This is a genomic window from Lysobacter sp. S4-A87 (genome assembly GCF_022637455.1).
Taxonomy (GTDB): domain Bacteria; phylum Pseudomonadota; class Gammaproteobacteria; order Xanthomonadales; family Xanthomonadaceae; genus Lysobacter_J.
Genome location: NZ_CP093341.1, coordinates 2,082,614 through 2,100,682 on the forward strand (window position 1 = coordinate 2,082,614; position 18,069 = coordinate 2,100,682).

Here is an 18,069-nt window from a genome sequence, read left to right on the forward strand (position 1 = left end):
AGGGCAATGGCAAGCGCAATCCACGCGACAGCGTTGCGTGCTCTCAAGAGATCCCCCAGCGGAGCGCGATGGCCCCTCCAGCCAGCTGCGCAGCCTCCCCAGGCATCGCGTCAGCCCGGCGATGATCGCACGACCGGGCGGCCGCCGGCAGGCGGGCGGAGGCGCGGCGCCTCCGCCCCGCCGAACGGTCAGCGCATGCCGCCGGCCGCGTTCAGCAGCTCACCGCTGAGCCAACCGGAATCGTCCGACGCCAGGAACACCGCGATCGACGCGATGTCGCCCGGCAGACCAATGCGACCCAGCGGGGTCTGCGCGACGGCGTGGTGGTTGAAGTCCGAGCCGATGAAGCCGGCGGCATGGGTGCCCTCGGTCTCGACCATGCCGGGGTTGATCGAGTTGACGCGGATCTTGCGCGGGCCCAGCTCCTGCGACAGCACGCCGGTGATCGCGTCCACGGCGCCCTTGGTGGCGGTGTAGACCGCGCTGCCGGGCGGGGTGATGCGGGTGACGAGCGAACCGATGTTGATGACGCTGCCACCCTCGCCGAGGTGCTTGGCGGCCGCCTGCGTGGTCAGCAGCATCCCGAGGACATTGATGTTGAAGTGGCGATGGAAGTCGGCCTCGGTGATCTCTTCGAGCGGGGCGAAGTTGTAGACACCGGAGTTGTTGACCAGGACGTCGAGCCGGCCGAACTTGGCGACGGCCGCATCCACGATGGCTTCGGCGTCGGATTTGCTGGAGACGTCGCCGCGCACGGCGATGGCCTTGCCGCCGGCTGCGGTGATGCGTGACACGACCGCGTCGGCCGCCTCCTGGCTGGAGGCGTAGTTGACGACAACCGATGCGCCTTCGGCGGCCAGTGCGGTGGCGATGGCGGCGCCGATACCCTTTGATGCGCCGGTTACGACGGCGACCTTGCCTGCAAGCTTGCTCATGATCTTGAATTCCGGAAGTGGGAGATAGGCGAAGGCCAGTGGCCACCGCTCCCCCCAAGACTTGGCGCCCGCCCGGCCGGAGATAAGGGGGGATTCCAGGGAATGAACATCCCGCGCACGGGATGGCGGGGGCATTTGCTGCCGTTTGGATGTCTGCCATGTTGGCGAAGAACCACCAGGCACCTCCACGGCCGGAACGGGGCCAGGACCCACCGGGCCCTGACCCCTCGCAGCTACACCCCGGGCCTCCCGCGTAGCTCCTGCCTCACATCAAAGCGAATGTCGTTCGCCTGCGGAGCCAACGAGTGCGCCAGAGGATTGGCGAAGCCCTCGATCAACGAGATCAGCCGCGGATCGGGCATAGGCACACGCACGATCTTTCCATTGACCAGCGCCACCAGCGTGTTGCCGGGCCCGAGGATATACAGCGGCGTCTCGTGATAGAGCGGCGGCCTGATGGCCATCACCGACAGACGGAGCTTTGCCACCTTCCGGCGCAGGTCGAATGAAACGATGTGGACGCGCACCCCGCCGGTCTGGCCCAGGAGCTGGGTGGTGGCGTCATAGGTCTGGCCCGGTTGCCATTCGTTGTTGTTGCTGGCCAGGTTCGAAGCGATCACCGTCGAGTTCGGATTGGCGGGTTCGTGGATCAACACCGCAGCCCGCGGTATCGCGCTATCGAATCCTTCCGGGATCCGGAACTCCACGATCACGCCACCCAGTTCCGCTGCAAGGAAGCCTGGCGTGTCCGGACTGCTCAGCGCCACCAGGTCGATGTCGTAGATGCCGCTGCTGTTCTTTGATGGCGGATGCCAGACGCGACTGGCCGGCATCCACTCCATGCGCTGCAGGTTGGCGGCATTGAGCAGTGGGCCGCGTGGAGAGAACCGGTGGCCGGCATCGCTGAGGACATTCATCGCACTCATGATGTCGTGCTGATCGTAGTACTCACCCGGCATCGACCAGCTCATCAGCGTTCGTGTGGACTGGTCGAACGAGTGATCAAGGCCCAGCACGTGGCCGATCTCGTGTCCAAGGAATGTCACGTTGGCGTCCTCGGGGGCGCACAGCACGCCGCCCTGGGCGCCACCATCCCCGAGACCGACGTTGAAGATCGCGACCACGGCCGCGAATTGCGACGTATCGACATCACTGAACGCGTCGATGGCGCCCTTGATCTTGTCCCATCGACCCGGATGCGCGGCGATGAAGTCATCCCGGGTGGTATCGATGGTGGTCCATCCGAACACCTGCGACCCATCGAGGTTGATCGCGCCCAGCGATGCCGCCGTAAAGTAGTCGTTGACGCCGCCGGTGCCGCGGCGGACAAGCAGGTCGTTGTAGAACGAGGTCGGATTGGGTTCGGTGTGTGCGGTGTCGTTGAACTTGCATAACAGGACTGCGAGTTTCTGGGGTCCTTTGATTGCCATGACTGTCCCTCTGCGGTGCGTCCAAAGACCGCCGTGGAGAGCCCCCGGCGGGTGCAGATGTAGTGACGAAGTCGATCGGGCGAACCGGACAAGCGACGCGTTCGCTGTCGCCGTGGCGGAATGCCTGGGCGAGGTACTCGCGGCACGGCCGAGGCCGCCGCGTGCCGTCGGTCGGCTGGTGTCAAAGCCTGTTCGGAAGCATCCCCCACTACCCTCCCCGGCAGCCCTCGGGCAGACTCATGCCCTGCCGACACAGCAAGGGTATGGGGATGCCGTTTCTGGGGATGGGACTGCACATCATGATTGCAGTCTGTTTTGCCGTGCATGCCGTGCGAAATGGGCACGACCGCTACTGGCTGATCATTCTTTTCATGTTCCCGCTGCTTGGGAGCCTGGTGTACGCGCTGGCGATCTGGTTGCCGTCGATGCGCTACACACAGCAGGGCCGTGCCGTCACGCGCGGCGTCGACCGCCTGCTCAATCCCGGGCGCGAGCTGCGCGAAGCGCAGGACGCCTTTGACATCGCCGCCACTGTCGACAACCGCCTGCGCCTGGCCGACGCCCTGGTGGGCGACAAGCGCCCGGCCGAGGCGATCGAGCACTACCGCAACGCCCTGCGCGGCATCCACAGCGACGACCCGGACATCCAGGTGCGACTGGGCCAGGCCCTGCTCGAATCCGGCAGGCCCGCCGAAGCGCGCCAGCTGCTGGACGATCTGATCAAGCGCAAGCCGGACTTCCGCTCACCGCAAGGGCACCTGGTCTACGCCCGCGCAGTCGCTGCCGAAGGCAACCGAGACAAGGCGAAGGAAGAGTTCGAGACGCTGATCGGGTACAGCAGCGGCTTCGAAGCGCAGGCGTACTACGCGCAGGCGCTGGTGGACTGGGGTGAGCGCGAACGCGCGCAAGCCGTGTGCGAAGGTGCGCTGGCGCAGGCGAAACGGTTGCCTGGGTATTCGCGCAGGATGAACAAGGATGCGTTGGATCGATTGAAGCGGCTTGGCGCGAAACAGTAATCGGGCAATCTTCCGCGGGGGAGGGAACCATGTTCGTTAGTACGCTCGCAGCTGTAGCGCTGCTGGCTCTCATAGATGTGCACTATGACGCCGCGGTTGCCTGCGGTCAGTCCCAAAGTATCTCTTCTGGAAGCTTGCTGCTGACCTGGTCTTCGTAAGTCGAGTCCACGTGCTTCAAGAAGTCCTCAATAGTTGGAAGACCGGCCGCAAGCTGCAACTTCGTGGTCTCGTCCACAAGATTCGAGCCGTTGATGAGCATCACCGGATACTGGTCCTCATAGATCTCTCGCTGCACGGCGTCGGAGAAGAATGACGTCGTAACGTATGCCCCTAACCACCCTCTTCGAAGGCGAGCGACCGTTCGAGCAATGTGCACTCCACCCGTTGGAGTGTCGACCTTCTCGCACTTGGCCTGGCCAAGCACTACTAGTTTGGTACGTGAGATGCCCTCGCCAACGTCAATGCGGCCCACGAAATCTAGACCTCCGTCGCCCGTCCCTCGCGTCAGCCATCCGCGGCGATAGCTAGCTCCTGTATCTCGGATCATCGACTCGCAGGCTAGGCTCGCCAGCGCCTCGAATCGATGCTTCCTTCCATCGTAGAACGAGTAGATCTTGTCTAACGCCTTTCGCTTTGTTGACTCCGTTGGCGCCACCTGCTCCTTCTTGGAGACGATGTGATACCGCGCGACGCGTCGCCTCAATCCTTCCAACTCAGCGCTTCCATACTGGATCCACTCCCTCCAAGCTTTCGGCGCCAGAGCATTGGCCGCCGTCAAGTCAGCACCCTTCTCTCTTCGACTCGCGATCCAAGCCATATCCACACTCTCTTTCTCGTCAGTGAGCGACACGATTGCGAGATCGAATAGGTAGTTGGTGAAGTATCCGCCATTGCGCTCGGAGTACTGCGTTACACGCTTCGCACCTGTTATGACGGACAGCCCAGCGAATTCCTTGTATCCCTTTCGCGACGACCTGAACAGAAGGATTGGCGCTGCGCGCTCCCTCTTCTTTCGGTCGGGTGACGTATGGAGATCGAACTGCTGCAACAGCTGCCGATTTCCCTTTGGATAGCCAGGATCGAGATCGGGCGTCTTGTTGTCACCAAAGTAGCGAGCAAATCCCGCATCTGGCTCGATGGTGTCGTGCCAGGGATTCTCCGCCGACCCCAGCTTGTTCTCATTGCTCGCCAGCAGAATCACACTGAGTCGTTCACCGTCCCTGGCAAAGGTCGGCGCGGGCGAGTTGATGCCTCGCTCCAGCTGCAGGGTGGGCATACCATCGACCGAGACGATGTGATGGAAGTTCGGCAGGCCATCCACCGTCTCCTCATCGGGAGCCATGGGTCGCGCGTACCGGTAGAAACATCCCATTCTGAATTTCTTCACAAGCCCCCCAGCTTGTTTATTCGCCTCCCCCAAGGCCCCACGGCCACCAGGCAGATGCAGTTCGACGCGGAAACTATTGCTTAGCACGTAATAGGCCGGAAAGATCGGCCGCGACGGCGGTGTCGCAACCAAAAAAAGAGCGGCCATTAGGCCGCTCTCTCCGAGTAACGTCTCTGCTCAAACCCCAATCGGATTCGGCTTCTCCCCATCAATCTTATAAGTCTTGATGGCCCGCGCTACATCCTTCGCCGTCATCTTCCCTTCCGCCGCCAGCGCCGCGATCGCGGCATGGGCGATGTAGTACCGGTCGACTTCAAAGTGGCGGCGCAGGTTCGCACGCGTGTCGCTGCGACCGAAGCCATCCGTGCCCAGCACCGTGTAATGCATCGGCACGAACTCGCGAATCTGGTTGACGTACGTGCGCACGTAGTCGGTGGCGACGATCGCCGGGCCCTGGCGGCCTTCCAGCAGCGTGGTGACGTACGGCTTGCGCGGGGTGGCTTCCGGGTTCATGCGGTTGTGGCGGATGGCGTCTTCGCCGTCGCGCGCCAGCTCGTTGAAGCTCGGGCAGGACCAGATGTCGGCGGTGACGCCGAAGTCCTTGTCCAGCAGTTCGGCCGCGGCAATGGCTTCGCGCAGGATCGTGCCCGAACCCATCAGCTGCACGCGGAGTTCGCCCTTCTTGGCCTTGCCCGCATCCTGCAGCAGGTACATGCCCTTGATGATGCCTTCGGCCGAGCCTTCCGGCATTTCCGGATGGCTGTAGTTCTCGTTCATCAGGGTGATGTAGTAGTACTCGTCCTGCTGCTCGGTGAGCATGCGCTGCATGCCGTGCTGCAGGATCACCGCGACTTCGAAGCCGAAGGTGGGGTCGTAGCTGCGGCAGTTCGGGATGGCGCTGGCCAGCAGGTGGCTGTGGCCGTCTTCGTGCTGCAGGCCTTCGCCGTTGATGGTGGTGCGGCCGGCGGTGGCGCCCAGCAGGAAGCCGCGCGAGCGCATGTCCGCCGCCTGCCAGGCGCTGTCGCCGATGCGCTGGAAGCCGAACATCGAATAGAAGATGTAGAACGGCAGCATCTGCAGGTCGCTGGTGCTGTAGCTGGTGGCCGCGGCCATCCAGCTGGCGAACGCGCCGGCTTCGGTGATGCCTTCTTCCAGCACCTGACCGGCTTCGTCCTCGCGGTAGTACATGAGCTGGTCGCGGTCGACCGGCTTGTACTTCTGGCCGTGCTGGGCGTAGATGCCGATCTGGCGGAACAGGCCTTCCATGCCGAACGTGCGCGCTTCGTCGGCGACGATCGGCACGCAACGCGGGCCCACTTCCTTGTCGCGCAGGATGATGTTGAGCGACTGCACGAACGCCATCGTGGTGCTGATCTCGCGCTCGCCGGTGGCCTTGAGCAGGCGGTCGAACACTTCCAGCTTGGGCGCTTCGAGCGAGATGCTGGCCTTGCGGCGGCGCTTGGGCAGGAAGCCACCGAGCGCGTTGCGGCGCTCCATCATGTATTCCACTTCCGGCGACTTCTCGCCCGGGTGGAAGAACGGCACCTTGCCGTCGGCCAGCTGCGCGTCGGTGACCGGGATGTTGAAGCGGTCGCGGAACATGCGCACGGCGTCGTCGTCGAGCTTCTTGGTCTGGTGGGTCGGGTTGAGCGACTCGCCAGCCGGGCCCATGCCGTAGCCCTTGACCGTCTTGGCCAGGATCACGGTCGGCATGCCCTTGGTGTTCACGGCCTCGTGGTACGCCGCGTAGACCTTGTGCGGATCGTGGCCACCGCGGTTGAGGCGCCAGATGTCGTCGTCGCTGAGGTTGGCGACGAGCTGGGCGGTCTCGGGGTACTTGTTGAAGAAGTTCTCGCGCGTGTACTTGCCGCCGAACGCCTTGCAGTTCTGGTACTCGCCGTCGACAGTTTCCATCATCAGCTGGCGCAGCTTGCCGGTGGTGTCGCGCGCCAGGAGCGGATCCCAGTAGCTGCCCCAGATGGTCTTGATGACGTTCCAGCCGGCGCCGCGGAACTGGCCTTCCAGTTCCTGGATGATCTTGCCGTTGCCGCGCACCGGGCCGTCGAGGCGCTGCAGGTTGCAGTTGATGACGAAGACCAGGTTGTCGAGGCCTTCGCGGCCGGCGACCGAGATCGCGCCGAGCGATTCGGGCTCGTCGGTTTCGCCGTCGCCGAGGAACGCCCAGACCTTGCGGTCGGTCTTGGGCATCAGGCCGCGGCTTTCCAGGTACTTCCAGTTGCGCGCCTGGTAGATCGCGGCGATCGGGCCCAGGCCCATCGACACGGTCGCGACCTGCCAGTAATCCGGCATCAGCCACGGGTGCGGATAGGAGCTGATGCCGCGGCCGTCGACTTCCATGCGGAAGTTGTCGAGCTGCGATTCGGTCAGGCGGCCTTCGAGGAACGAACGGGCGTAGATGCCCGGCGAGCTGTGGCCCTGCACGCCGATGATGTCGCCCGGGTGGTCGCCGTCGGCGCCGCGCCAGAAGTGGTTGAAGCCGACGTCATAGAGCGTGGCCGCCGAGGCGAAGCTGGCGATGTGGCCGCCCAGGTCGCCCGGCTTGCGGTTGGCGCGCACGACCATCGCCAGCGCGTTCCAGCGCAGGATCGAACGGATGCGCCATTCCATCGCGTGGTCACCGGGGCTCTTGGCCTCCATGTGCGCGGGGATGGTGTTGATGTATTCGGTGGTCGGCGAGAACGGCAGGTGCGCGCCGGCGCGACGGGTGACTTCGACCATGCCTTCGAGCAGCTGGTGGGCGCGCTCTGCGCCTTCGCGCTCGATGACGGCCTGGACGGACTCGATCCACTCGCGGGTCTCGGTCGGGTCCGGGTCGTTCTGGAGGATGTCGGAAATCGCGGCGTGGAGAGAAGTCATGCGTATCGCGGCCCCTATTGGCCGCGCCTCGTGTGGGGCGGGGGTTTAGAGTCCGGATTCTAACAGGGCGACACCGGTGGACTAGCCCGTAACGGTGGGCTGGAGCGTTGCGACCAAAGGGGGATTGAAAGCTTGAAATCCCTACGGGCGCGAATGGGGCGGCTGTGGCTCGGCCACGCTGCGCTCCGTCATACCGCGAAGGCGGGAACCCGGCGACTTTGCCGCTTCGGTCGTTCGCACCGTCGGGGGCGTTAGGGCTTCGTTATCCCCAGCCGCCCCGTCATTCCCGCGAAGGCGGGAATCCATGGACGTTGGCTGTCCCGGCGGGACAGGAAAGACGCTCTGCCGTCATCCCGGCGAATGCCGGGACCATTTGCGCTGCTTCTGCCAGGGCAGGAGCGACGTCCTTGGATCCTCGCCTTCGCGGGGATGACGATCCATTACCGGCTCGACGGCGCGATCGGCACGCCCAGGACTTCGCGCTGGAAATTGAGCATCTCCTCGCGGGTCACGCGCTCGTCGTGGTTGGCGTCCATGTGCTCGAACAGCGAGCGGGCGCCGGCGGCGTGTTCCATCGCGGTGACCACGCCGTCGCCGTCCAGGTCCATCGGCATCGGGTCGCTCGGCGGCGGGGGCGGTGCGGCGGGGGCCATGGGGGCCGGCGCGGGAGTCGGCGTCGGCGGCGGGGACGACTGCGCCCAGAGCCAGGCGGGTACGGCGACAATGGTCAGCATCAGCGCTATCCGGACTGCGGCTTTCATGATCCGACCTCCCAGGGACGACGGCACGGCACAAGGTATCGACCCGCCTGTATGCAGGTCTTCACGCCGCGCCGCCCGGCCGTCGGCCATCGCCGCGGCCTGCCTGATGGCCCTGTCTCCGGCGATGGCGCAGCAGGCGCCACCATCGGCCACGACCCTCGACACGGTCGAGGTGCTCGGCGCGCGTCACGCGCTGTCCGACTTCCCCGGTTCGGTCACCGTCATCGACGGCGACGCGCTGCGCGCCGGACAGCGCCAGGTCTCGCTGGCGGAGGCGCTGGTGCGGGCGCCCGGCATCACCGTGCTCGACCGCCAGAACTACGCGCAGGACCTGCAGGTGCAGAGCCGCGGCTTCGGTGCGCGCTCCACGTTCGGCATTCGCGGAATCAAGCTGATCGTCGATGGCATCCCCTCGTCCGCGCTCGATGGCCAGGGCCAGGCGGCGAGCTTTCCGCTCAGTGCGCTCGATCGCATCCAGGTCCTGCGCGGGCCGCTGGCGTTGCAGTACGGCAACGCGGCCGGCGGTGCGATCGTCGGCGAGACGGTGCTCGATGGCGGGCATAGCGTCGATGTCGATGCCTGGACCGGATCGAATACGAGCGGCCGGCTTGCCACCGGCGTCGAGGGCGCCAGCGACGACGATGTCTGGCGCTGGCAGGCGCTGGGCAGCTATTTCACCACCGATGGCGATCGTCCCCATAGTTCGGCCGAGCGCGGGCAGCTCGATGCGATCGCGCAGTGGGTGCCCAGCGAGGGCCAGCGGCTGCGGCTGGTCGCGGGCGGATTGCATCAGCCCTACACCGACGATCCGCTCGGACTCACCCGCGCGCAATGGCAGCGCGATCCGCATGGGACCGATCCGGTCGCCGAGCTGTTCGACACGCGAAAGCGCATCGACAACGGGCAAGCCGGCGCTCGCTGGGAGGATGCGTATGCAAATGGGCGCGAGTACTGGCTGGGCGGCTATGGCGTGGCGCGTGATGTCGTGCAGTTCCTGGCGATCCCGATCGCGGCGCAGCGCGCGCCGACCAGCGCCGGCGGCGTCATCGACCTGGGCCGGCAATCGTCCGGTGTCGAAGCCGGGCACCGCTGGGACGGCCAGCGCGGCGCGCTGACCATCGGCGCCGAAGCCGGCTGGCTGCACGAACAACGGCGCGGTTACGAGAACTTCGTCGGCACGCAGCTCGGCGTGCGCGGACGCCTGCGTCGCGACGAGGACAACCGCATCCGCAGCAACGAGGCCTACGTGCTGGGCGATCTGCGGCCGGCCGACGACTGGACGGTGCTGGGCGCGGTGCGCCATGCCCGCCTGCACTTCTCGTCCGACGACCACTACATCGCGCCGGGCAACGGCGATGACAGCGGCAGCCTGGATTACAGCGAGACCGCGGCATCGCTGGGCGTGGCGCGTGCATTCGCGCAGGGCGAAGTGTTCGCCAGCATCGGCCGCGGTTTCGAGACTCCGACGGTGACCGAGCTGGCCTATCGGCCCGACGGCGGCGCCGGTCTGAACTTCGGCCTGCAGCCGGCGCACTTCGACAGCGCCGAAGTCGGTGCGCGCTGGCGCTTCGGTGGCGGCGACGCCAGCATCGCGGCCTACCGCATCGACGGCGAGGACGAAATCGTGCCGGCCGACAATCGCGGCGGCCGCGCCAGTTTCGCCAACGCCGGACTGACCCGACGCGAAGGCGTGGAGGCCGGCATCGAAGCGCGGCTGCACCCGCGCTGGTCGTACGTGCTGACCGTCAACTGGCTGCGGGCGCGCTTCACCGAACCTTTCAGCTATCGCGTGGTCAGCGGCGGCGTCGAGCAGGTGCAGGAGGTGGATGCGGGCAATCGCATTCCCGGCATCCCGCAGGCCGATGGTTATGCGGAGCTGGCCTGGAACGATGCCAGCGGCCGGCTCATCGCGGCGCTGGAGGCGCGCGCCAGCGACCGCATCGCCACCGATGACCGCAATACCGACTACGCGCCGGGCTATGCGCAGTTCGCGCTGCGATTGCAGTGGCGTGCAGCGGCGTCGGAGTGGCGGGCGTTCATGCGCGTGGACAACGTGTTCGACCGCGAGTTCGCCGGCTCGGTGATCGTCAATGAGGGCAATGCGCGGTTCTTCGAGCCGGGGGCGGGGCGCGGGGTGACGGTAGGGATCGGCTGGGGAGACGGCCGGCAATAGCCCCTCAGTCGCCGTCATTCCCGCGAAGGCGTGAATGACGGGGGTTGGCGCCGGCATCACATCCCGGCGCTATGCTGCGGCGAAGGGGCTCCCGATCCGGTACCGCCATGACCCAGCTCATTGCCGAGTTGCCTGCGTCCGGCCGCGCGGTGCCCTGGTACCGGAGCCTGCGCACGCGGCTGGTGCTGTGGATCTGCCTGGGCTGCGTGGCCGTGCTCGTGGGGGCGACGCTGGTCGTGCAGGCGCGCTCTGCGCAGTTGCTCACGGCGCAGAGCGAGCGCGAGATCCGCACCCTCGCCGAACAGACCGCGCTGGGCCTGCACGCGACACTGGAGTCGGTCCAGGTCGGTGCGACCACCCTGGGCGAGGCCGTGCGCGGGGTCGGTCGCGAACCCCGCACGCTCGACGCCCTGCTCCGCGCCACCGTCGCCGGTGACGACGACATCGAAGGGGCGATGCTGATCCTGGAACCCGGCGCGCTCGATGACGGTGACGCCGGCTACAGCTGGTACGTGCGTCGCGAAGGCAAGGGCTTCTACACCCAGCCGATGCGATCGCGCGGCTACGACTACCACGACCAGCCGTGGTGGAAGCGCACGATCGGTGAGGGTCGCGCCTGGTGGTCGGAGCCCTACCGCAACGCGGCCACCGGCGATCAGATGTTCGTCACCTACAACCGGCCGATCCGGCGCAACCCTGAAGACCTGGCGTCGGCACCGGTCGGCATGGTCAGTCTGGACGTGCCGGTGAGCCGGCTGCGTACGCTGATCGGCCAGCAGTCGATCGACTCGCCGGTGCTGCGGATCGTGCTGAGCCCGGAGCATCTGTATGTCGTGCATCCGTCGCCCGAGCTGGAACTCAAGGTGCGCCTGGACGATCGCGCCCGCCAGCTCGACGGTCATGTCCTGCAGCCGTTGCTCGATGCCGTGCGCGAGCGCCGCAGCGCCGATGTCACCTACCTCGACCCGACCACCCACATCCGCCGCATCGGCATGGTGCAACCGGTCCCCGACAGCGCTTGGACGGTGGCGGTGTCGGTGTCGGAGCAGTACGCACAGGAGCAGCTGCGGCGGACCACGCGTGCGGTGATCGCCGGCGGCCTGCTGGCAGTGCTGGTGCTGGTGCTGGTGCTGTGGCTGATCGCGCGGCCGATCACGCGGCCGCTGCTGGCGTTGACGTCGTCTGCCGGACACTTCGCCGCCGGTGAGTTCGACTGGCCATTGCCGCACACCACCCGCCGCGACGAAGTGGGCCTGCTCGCCCGCGCCTACGACCGCGCGCGCAGCTCGATCAAGTCGCAGTTGGCCGAGATCGAACGCATGGCGCGCAGCCGGCAGAAGCTCGAGAGCGAACTGTCGATCGCGCGCGACATCCAGCTGGCGATGCTGCCGCCGGCACCGACGCTGCATGCCGACGGCCATTGCCTGCAGGCACATGCGCTGCTGGAGCCGGCGAAGGCGGTCGGCGGCGACTTCTACACGTTCTTCGTCCGCGACGAGCGCGTGCTGTGGTTCGTCATCGGTGACGTCTCCGACAAGGGCGTGCCGGCGGCGCTGTTCATGGCGCGGGCGATGACCGTGCTCGAAATCGCCACGGGCCTGGGCGGCACGCCCGACCGGGCATTGCGTGCCGCCGCCGCACGCCTGGTCGAAGGCAACGACACCTGCATGTTCGCCACCGTGCTGTGCGGCGCGATCGATTCCGGGACCGGTGAGATGGTGCTGGCCAGCGCCGGCCACGAGGCGCCGGTGTTGTTGCGTGCCGGTGGTCGCCGCCAGTACGTCGAAGTGCCGACCGGCCCGCCGCTGGGCGTCGACATTGCCGACAGCTACCCGCTCTGGCGCGGCCGGCTGCAGCCCGGCGACGCGTTGGTGGCCTACACGGACGGCATCAGCGAGGCGCTCGACGGCGGACAGAATGCCTTCGGCACAGAGCGCCTGCTGTCCGCGCTGCCCGCCGGCGCCGACGCAAAAGGCCTGTGCGAGGCGCTGGTGGCGGCCGCGCACGGGTTCGCCGACGGTGCCGCGCAGTCCGACGACATCACCGTGCTGGCGCTAAGCTTCGATCCATCGACAGGGGGGAATGCCTGATGCGACTGCGCCTGCAGATCCCGTGCGAACGCACGCAGCTGGGCCTGCTGCTCGATTCGATCGAGCAGTCACTGCTCGAACATGGCATCGCCAGGGAACTGCGCGACGACATGCGCCTGATCGCCGAGGAAGTGGTCAGCAACGCCATCAACCATGGCGATAACGGCGGCGGCGCCGACGGCGAACCCACACCGCGCCGGATCGCGGTCGACATCGCCCGCGACGATGACGGCCTGCATGTCGAGTTCCGCGACAACGGCAAGCCCTTCGACCCGCTCGACCAGGAACCTCCGGACCTGGACGCCGACATCGTCGACCGGCCGGTAGGCGGACTGGGCGTGCACCTGGTGCGTGAACTGGCGCGCAGCGTGCGCTATGTCCGCGAGGAGCCCTACAACGTGCTGCACGTGGTCCTGCGTACCCGCTGATTGCAAGGCAAGTCCCCCACACGAGGTCGCCCATGGAACTCCAGATCCACATCGATCCACCCAGCAACGGTTCGCAGCGCGTCGCCCTCGGCGGACGCCTGGACACCAACAGCTACGCCGAGTTCGACCGCCAGCTCGAGCCGCTGCTGGCCGGCATGCAGTCCCTGCTGCTCGACCTGAGCGAGCTGGTGTACATCAGTTCGGCCGGGATCCGCTCGATCTTCCGCGTGCGCAAGGCGCTGGCGGGGCATGCGGGCAAGGTGCTGGTGCTCAACCCGCAACCGCAGATACAGAAGGTGTTCGACGTGGTGAAGGCGGTGCCGTTGAACGAGATCTTCTCGTCGGCGGCGGAGGCCGACGCGTATCTGGATGCGATGCAGAGCAAGGTGTTGCGGGGTGGCGATGACGACGAAGGGTACTGAGCCGTCGCGCGGTCATCCCCGCCTTCGCGGGGATGACGGGCCAGGGCAACGTCCTTGGATTCCCGCCTTCGCGGGAATGACTGACTAGCCCTGCCCCAGCGACGCGCGGATCTGCGCATCCACCGCCGCGATCGCCGTCATGTTCACCACCCGGCGCGGCGTCGACGCCGGCGTCAGGATGTGCGCCGGCTTGTCCAGGCCCATCAGGATCGGCCCGATCGCCACGCCTTCGGTCATCACCCGCACCATGTTGTAGGTGATGTTGGCCGCATCCAGGTTGGGCATCACGAACAGGTTGGCGCGGCCCTTGAGGCGCGTGTTCGGGAAGATGCGGTGGCGCAGCTCCTCGTCCCACGCGGTGTCGGCCTGCATTTCGCCGTCCATCTCCAGCTTCGGCACGCGGTCCTTGATCAGCTGGTAGACCTTGCGCATCTTCGCGGCCGAGGCGTTGTCGTGGCTGCCGAAGTTGGAGTGCGACAGCAGCGCCACCTTCGGCTCGATGCCGAACAGCTTCAGGCGGAAGCTCGCCTGCAGGGTCGCTTCGGCGATCTGCTCGGCGGTCGGGTCGCACTGCACGTGGGTGTCGAGGAAGAACCACACGCCCTGGTCGTTGATCACGCCGGTCATCGCCGCCGTGCCGGTCACGCCCGGGTCGAAGTCGAAGATGCTGCGCATGTAGCCCAGCTTCTTGTGGAAGCGACCGACCAGGCCGCAGATCATCGCGTCGGCTTCGCCGCGCTCGACCATCAGCGCCGCGATCAGCGTCGGACGCGAACGCAGCAGGTTCTTCGCCGCCGCCGGGGTCACGCCGCGACGCTCGGTCAGGGCGTGGTAGGTCTGCCAGTAGTCGTTGAAGCGCGGGTCGTCGTTGATGTTGGTCAGTTCGAAATCGACGCCGGCGCGCATGCGCAGGCCCAGGCGCTGGATGCGCGTGTCGATCACGTCCGGACGGCCGATCAGGATCGGGAAGGCCAGGCCATCGTCGATCACCGTCTGCACCGCGCGCAGCACGGTCTCTTCCTCGCCTTCGGCGTAGACCACGCGCTTGCGGTCACTGCGGGCGCGGTCGTAGACCGGCTTCATCACCAGGCCGGTGCGGTAGATGAACGTGCCGAGCTTTTCCTCGTAGGCGCGCATGTCCTCGATCGGACGGTTGGCGATGCCCGATTCCATCGCCGCCCGGGCCACGGCCGGGGCCAGGACCACCAGCAGGCGCGGGTCGAACGGGCGGGGGATCAGGTATTCGGCGCCGAACGTCGGCACCTCGCCGCCATAGGCACTGCCCAGGTCGGACGATTCCATCCGCGCCAGCTTGGCGATCGCGCGCACGCAGGCGAGCTTCATCGCTTCGTTGATGCCGGTCGCGCCGACGTCGAGCGCACCACGGAAGATGTACGGGAAGCACAGCGCGTTGTTGACCTGGTTCGGATAGTCCGAACGGCCGGTGGCGATGATGCAGTCCGGGCGGACCTTCTTGGCGTCCTCCGGCAGGATCTCCGGATAGGGATTGGCCAGGGCCAGGATGATGGGCTTGTCGGCCATCGTGGCCACCATCTCCGGCTTGAGGATGCCGCCGGCGGACAGGCCGAGGAAAATGTCGGCGCCCTCCACTATTTCGGCCAGGGTGCGCTGCGCGGTGTCGCGGGCGTAGCGGGCCTTGTCCGGGTCGAGGTGGTCGCGGCCGGTGTAGATCACGCCCTCGCGGTCGAAGGCGGTGATGTTTTCCTTCTTCACGCCCAGCGCGACCAGCATGTCCAGGCAGGCGATGCCGGCGGCACCGGCGCCGGTGGTGGCGATCCTGATGCTGCCGATGTCCTTGCCGACCACTTCCAGTGCGTTGATGACCGCCGCACCCACAATAATCGCGGTGCCGTGCTGGTCGTCATGGAACACCGGGATCTTCATCCGCTCGCGCAGCTTGCGCTCGACGATGAAGCACTCCGGTGCCTTGATGTCTTCCAGGTTGATGCCGCCGAAGGTCGGCTCCAGGCTGGCGATGATGTCGACCAGCTTGTCCGGGTCGCGCTCGTCGATCTCGATGTCGAACACGTCGATGCCGGCGAACTTCTGGAACAGCACGCCCTTGCCTTCCATGACCGGTTTACCGGCAAGGGGGCCGATGTCGCCCAGGCCGAGCACGGCGGTGCCGTTGCTGATCACCGCCACCAGGTTGCCGCGCGCGGTCAGTTCGCTTGCGCAGTTGGGATCGGCGACGATCGCCTCGCAGGCGAAGGCCACGCCCGGCGAGTAGGCCAGGGCCAGGTCGCGCTGGGTGACCATCGGCTTGGTCGCGCTGACCTTGATCTTGCCGGGCGGGCTCAGGCGGTGGTAGTCGAGCGCGGCTTGCTTGAGGTCGTTGGCGGGCGAGGTGTCGGACATCACAGGGAAACCACAGGCGGGCCGCTGATTCTATCCGCTTAATGCGGACGTCGAGGACGCCACGGTATGGCGCGGTTGCCGGCCATTACTCACAATGCGGCCGAAAGGGGGAGACATGGACACTATGCGCACAGGGAATGGGCCGGCATGGCGACAGTGGCTGGCGGTGCTGGCGGCGGTCCTCGTACTGCAGGCGCCGCTGGTGTTCAATCCGGGCTATTTCAGCCATGACGAGCTGCAATGGGCCGCCTTTGCGGGCAATGACGCCAACCTGCTCGGGCGCGGCGACCTGTGGACCGGCCTCGACAGCTTCCAGTACCGCCCGCTGACCTTCAGCCTGTGGCTGTGGCTGTCGCAGCACCTGTTTGCCCATCCGTTCGCCTTCCATGGCGTGATGGTCGCCTGGGGCGGCCTCAACTGCGCGATGCTGGCGGCGCTGCTGCGCCGCTTCGGGGTCGCGCCGGCGCCGGCCTTCACTGGCGCGCTGGTGTTCGCGCTCAGCCCCTTCGCCGTGCAGGCCCATGGCTGGGTCGGCACCATCGGCGACCTGATCTGGGTCGGCTGCGCGCTCGCCACCGGTCTGCTGGCGCAGCGTCCGCGCGCACCGCTGGCGATCGCCGTGGGTGCCGCGGCGCTGACCGCGATCGGCCTGCTGTCGAAGGAATCGGCCATCGTCATACCGGCCCTGACCGCGGTCGCCTGGCTGATGCTGGGCCGCCCCCGCAGCTGGCTCTACGCCACCCTGGGCGCGCTGGTGCCGGTGGCGATCTACCTGGCGCTGCGCCTGGGCGTGATCCTGTTCGCGCCGCGCCAGTCCAACTACGGCTGGAGCCTGGCCAACCTTCCGCTGCGCTGGCTCGAGTACCAGGTGTTCCCGCCGATCGCGACCCGCCTGGGCATCACCGGCCTGCTGCCGGATGGATTCTCCGATGCGCGCACGTGGCTCGGCCTGGGCATCTGGCTGGCGCTGGCCTGGGCGTTCTGGCGCGCCGGCGTGCGCTGGCTGGTGGCATTCGTGCTGCTCGGCGTCGCAGCGCTGGGGCCGGTGCTGATCCTGGCCGAGTCGGCCAACCAGTACGGGTACGGCTACGCGGCCGCTGTCGTCGGGCTCGGTGCGGCGGCATGGGCGCGGATGGCGCGGGCTGCCCGCATCGTGCTGGTGCTGGCGGCGCTGCTGAGCTGCTGGCACGGCGTCAACGTCATGCGCCGCATGCACCAGATCGGCGAATTGCAGTCGGTCTTCTCGCCGTCGCTGGCACGTGCGGTGGCCGCGTCCGGAGACAACGGCGTGCGGATTCGCGCGCTGGTTCCCGGCCAGCACTGGATATACCTTCGCCTGTGCCACGAAATCCCCAGCTATGCGGGGGTGCCCATCGGCGACCGCGTAACGCTGGTGGCCAGCGACGCCCCGGCCGACTACGTGATCGGCAAGGACGGCGCGCTGTCACCCGCACGCTGAACCTGGGCTCCGTTGCCGGACCCGCCAGGCGCCCTCAGGCGCCCGCTTCGACCCGGTAACCGACCCCGCGCACGGTGACGATGCGCAGCCGCGACGCCGCGATCCTGCGGCGCAGGCGGCTGACGTAGAGCTCGATTGCGTTGGGCCCGGCGCCGTCGTCGAAGCCGAACAGGCCACTGCCGATTTCCTCGCGGCTGACGACACGGCCGACGCGGCCGATCAGGATTTCGAGCAGTCGGAACTCGCGGTTGGGCAGGTCGATGACGGCGCCGTCGAGCGTGACCCTGCGCGCAGCGCTGTCGAAATCCAGGCCACCGACCCGCACCAGTTCCGATGCCCGCCCGCGGCTGCGCCGCAGCAGCACGCGGCAACGCGCGTCGAACTCGCGCAGGTCGAACGGCTTGGCGAGGAAATCGTCGGCGCCGACATCCAGCGCCTGCACACGGTCTTCGATCCGGTCGCGCGCGGTCACCACCAGCACCGGCGTGGTGTCGCCGCGTTTGCGCAAGCCTGCAAGCAGCTCCAGGCCGCTCATGCGCGGCAGCCCGATGTCGAGCACGACCAGGTCGAAGCGCTGGTAGCGAAGCACGCGCGACGCCGAGAAACCGTCGGCCTGCCAATCCAGCGCATGTCCATCACGACGCAGCTTGAGAACGATTGCATTGGCGAGACAGGCATTGTCCTCGACCAGGAGGATTCGCATCAGCAGTGC

13 protein-coding genes are annotated in these 18,069 nt (G+C 66.9%); 6 read left to right on the forward strand and 7 right to left on the reverse strand.

What is annotated here, in order from left to right:
* Positions 1-188: 188 nt before the first annotated feature.
* Entirely contained in the window at positions 189-935 is a 747-nt protein-coding gene (locus MNR01_RS09415) for a glucose 1-dehydrogenase (protein WP_241917569.1), read from the reverse strand.
* Positions 936-1,168: 233 nt separating this feature from the next.
* Positions 1,169-2,365, reverse strand: a complete 1,197-nt coding sequence (locus MNR01_RS09420) for a hypothetical protein (RefSeq protein ID WP_241917570.1) — start codon at positions 2,363-2,365, stop codon at positions 1,169-1,171.
* Positions 2,366-2,664: 299 nt separating this feature from the next.
* Here MNR01_RS09420 and MNR01_RS09425 point away from each other — a divergent pair, with 299 nt between their 5' ends.
* Positions 2,665-3,381, forward strand: coding sequence for a tetratricopeptide repeat protein (locus MNR01_RS09425; RefSeq protein ID WP_241917571.1), 717 nt, complete (start codon positions 2,665-2,667; stop codon positions 3,379-3,381).
* A 106-nt stretch (positions 3,382-3,487) separates the two neighbouring features.
* Here MNR01_RS09425 and MNR01_RS09430 read toward each other — a convergent pair whose 3' ends face one another.
* The 3 genes from MNR01_RS09430 to MNR01_RS09440 form a co-directional block, all read right to left on the reverse strand.
* Positions 3,488-4,915 carry a restriction endonuclease gene (locus MNR01_RS09430; RefSeq protein ID WP_241917572.1) on the reverse strand — a complete coding sequence of 476 codons (1,428 nt, stop codon included), beginning with the start codon at positions 4,913-4,915 and terminating at the stop codon, positions 3,488-3,490.
* Positions 4,916-4,945: 30 nt separating this feature from the next.
* Positions 4,946-7,645, reverse strand: a complete 2,700-nt coding sequence (aceE, locus tag MNR01_RS09435; RefSeq protein ID WP_241917573.1) for a pyruvate dehydrogenase (acetyl-transferring), homodimeric type — start codon at positions 7,643-7,645, stop codon at positions 4,946-4,948.
* A gap of 440 nt (positions 7,646-8,085) precedes the next feature.
* Positions 8,086-8,406: a hypothetical protein gene (locus MNR01_RS09440; RefSeq protein ID WP_241917574.1), complete on the reverse strand. Its 321-nt coding sequence runs from the start codon at positions 8,404-8,406 to the stop codon at positions 8,086-8,088.
* A gap of 106 nt (positions 8,407-8,512) precedes the next feature.
* On the opposite strand from MNR01_RS09440, the gene MNR01_RS09445 reads away from it, so the two are divergent.
* The 4 genes from MNR01_RS09445 (at position 8,513) to MNR01_RS09460 (ending at position 13,519) form a co-directional block, all read left to right on the forward strand.
* The gene (locus MNR01_RS09445) at positions 8,513-10,579 is read left to right on the forward strand and encodes a TonB-dependent receptor (RefSeq protein ID WP_241917575.1); all 2,067 of its coding nucleotides are present in this window, start codon (positions 8,513-8,515) and stop codon (positions 10,577-10,579) included.
* A gap of 107 nt (positions 10,580-10,686) precedes the next feature.
* A complete protein-coding gene (locus tag MNR01_RS09450; protein WP_241917576.1) occupies positions 10,687-12,669 on the forward strand; it encodes a SpoIIE family protein phosphatase in 1,983 nt (660 codons plus the stop codon).
* Entirely contained in the window at positions 12,669-13,097 is a 429-nt protein-coding gene (locus MNR01_RS09455) for an ATP-binding protein (RefSeq protein WP_241917577.1), read from the forward strand. The genes MNR01_RS09450 and MNR01_RS09455 overlap by 1 nt, the downstream gene beginning before the upstream one ends.
* 32 nt (positions 13,098-13,129) lie before the next feature.
* Positions 13,130-13,519 carry an STAS domain-containing protein gene (locus tag MNR01_RS09460; protein ID WP_241917578.1) on the forward strand — a complete coding sequence of 130 codons (390 nt, stop codon included), beginning with the start codon at positions 13,130-13,132 and terminating at the stop codon, positions 13,517-13,519.
* Between the two features lie 84 nt (positions 13,520-13,603).
* Here the strand turns inward: MNR01_RS09460 and MNR01_RS09465 are convergent, their stop codons facing one another.
* Positions 13,604-15,898, reverse strand: a complete 2,295-nt coding sequence (locus tag MNR01_RS09465; protein WP_241917579.1) for an NADP-dependent malic enzyme — start codon at positions 15,896-15,898, stop codon at positions 13,604-13,606.
* Positions 15,899-16,013: 115 nt separating this feature from the next.
* On the opposite strand from MNR01_RS09465, the gene MNR01_RS09470 reads away from it, so the two are divergent.
* Positions 16,014-17,357, forward strand: coding sequence for a hypothetical protein (locus tag MNR01_RS09470; protein ID WP_241917580.1), 1,344 nt, complete (start codon positions 16,014-16,016; stop codon positions 17,355-17,357).
* Between the two features lie 34 nt (positions 17,358-17,391).
* On the opposite strand, the gene MNR01_RS09475 is transcribed toward MNR01_RS09470, so the two are convergent.
* Complete coding sequence (locus tag MNR01_RS09475) at positions 17,392-18,060, reverse strand: response regulator transcription factor (RefSeq protein WP_241917581.1); 669 nt, start codon at positions 18,058-18,060, stop codon at positions 17,392-17,394.
* Between the last annotated feature and the right edge of the window lie 9 nt (positions 18,061-18,069).